Raw genomic sequence first — 1,946 nt, 5'->3', positions numbered from 1 at the left:
GTACTATGCTAATTATTTCACTGCTCTGCTTATTTATTCTTGCCGCGCTAATCATAATTATTGCCAAACAGTTCAGCAAGCCTATTTTGCTAATCCGGGACGAATGTCTGCTGCTGGCACAAGGCGACCTGCGAGAGCGGGAAGTAAATGTGAATACTGACGATGAAATCGGTCAACTGGCACAAGGGTTCCGGCAAATGAAAACGAATTTGCGTGAACTTATCGCAAAAGTACACTCCCAATCGGAACAGGTAGCAGCTTCCAGCGAAGAATTGACAGCCAGTGCCGATCAATCAGCACAAGCGGCCAACCAGATCGCGACTGCCATTACCGATATAGCGACAAGCGCTGCCGAACAGCTTGCAGCTGCCAATGACACCTCTGCTGTGGTTGAGCAGATATCTGCCAGCATCCAGCAGGTTGCAGCCACTACTCACGGAGTAGCTGCCCAATCTGCCCAGGCTGCCGCAAAAGCTAATGAGGGAAGCCAGTCTGTGAATAAGGCAATCAGCCAAATGACGCAAATCGAACAGACGGTGAATGCTTCTGCCAAGGTAGTTGCTAACTTGGGTGAACAGTCTAAGGAAATCGGCCAGATTGTTGATGCGATCTCAGGTATTGCCGGACAAACTAATTTGCTGGCGCTTAATGCCGCTATCGAGGCCGCTCGGGCAGGAGAACAGGGCCGCGGCTTTGCCGTCGTGGCCGAAGAAGTGCGCAAGCTTGCCGAGCAGTCACAAGAAGCAGCCAAGCAGATTGCTGAACTTATTAGCAGTATTCAGGGAGAGACCGATAAAGCTGTTCATGCTATGAATGAAGGCACCCGCGAAGTAAGGGTAGGAGCAGAAGTCGTTAATGCTGCCGGACAAGCCTTCCAAGAAATTGTAGAATTGGTAACACAAGTATCTGATCAAATAAAAGAAGTTTCTACGGCAATTGAACAAATGGCTAGCGGCAGCCAGCAGATTGTTACGGCAGTAAACCGTATCGATAACTTGAGTAAAAAGACGTCGACACAATCTGAAACCGTATCTGCAGCCACCGAAGAACAGTCAGCCTCGATGCAGGAAATTGCCTCTTCCAGTCAAAATCTCGCTGATTTGGCAATGGAACTTAGGGAAGCTATCAATAAGTTTCGGATTTAATTCGAGTGTTGTAATAAGAAACAGGATGTTCCGATTAAGGAACTTTTCTGTTTCTTATTTTTATTTTGCCTATATTTATTTACGTGTGGATTACATTCGTTAGTATACATTTGTCTGGCTTAATACGTTCAGCAGTTTTGTGCAAAAAATAGCTCAAATGTAAAATATCCACCAAATACCTCCGAATCTTACTGCAAAATATAGCTTACGTGCATACCTTACATACATTACAGGTATTTTATTATTTCTGTAATCCCATGTAAACTATAAATAGATGAGGTGAAAAAATGAAATACTTGCGATTACTTGCTCAAATCTTGATTTTATGCGGCATTAGTTTTCTTGGAACCATCATATCCCGAATTCTAAACATTGGTATTCCGGGTAGTGTTATTGGCATGGCACTACTTTTTCTGTTATTGCACTATAAGATAGTTCAAATGAAATGGCTGGAAACAGGCGCGAACTTTTTACTGGCAGAATTACTGCTATTTTTTATTCCATCGTCGGTTGGTATAATCGAATATAAAAATTCGTTTACAGGCCCCATTTTACTTAGTTTATTTGTTACCATCGTAGTCAGCATTGTCGCAGTTTTAGTTTTCGTAATTCTGGCTGCAGAGTTGATAAATTACCATCGAAGAAAGGGAGATCGAACTTGCTGATCTTTTTCGGCCTATGGCTAACCATAGGAGTATATATAGGATCTAAGCGGCTTTATCAACGGGTGAATCATTTACTGTTATCACCTCTGGTCGTGTGCCCGGTGACTATCATCGCTATTTTAAGTGCGTCTTCCAT

General features: G+C 43.3%; 2 protein-coding genes. Both read left to right on the top strand.

Annotation, left to right across the window (positions count from 1 at the left end; all coding sequences use genetic code 11):
• Nucleotides 1-1,145, top strand: a 1,145-nt coding sequence (locus AC29Z1_RS17340) for a methyl-accepting chemotaxis protein (protein ID WP_488272695.1), incomplete at its 5' end; no start/stop codon positions are given.
• A 287-nt stretch (nucleotides 1,146-1,432) separates the two neighbouring features.
• Nucleotides 1,433-1,810 (top strand): CidA/LrgA family protein, encoded by a 378-nt coding sequence (locus tag AC29Z1_RS17335; RefSeq protein ID WP_488272694.1) that lies wholly within the window; start codon nucleotides 1,433-1,435, stop codon nucleotides 1,808-1,810.
• Nucleotides 1,811-1,946 lie beyond the last annotated feature (136 nt).

It is taken from the genome of Sporomusa sp. (assembly GCF_057736855.1).
The sequence above is the reverse complement of the archived record's forward strand: the minus strand, read 5'-3'. Positions and strand labels throughout refer to the sequence as shown.

What these genes read in the sequence shown, in the direction of transcription:
- AC29Z1_RS17335 (WP_488272694.1), top strand. Translation starts at nt 1,433, where the DNA reads ATGAAATACTTGCGATTACTTGCTCAAATCTTGATTTTATGCGGCATT.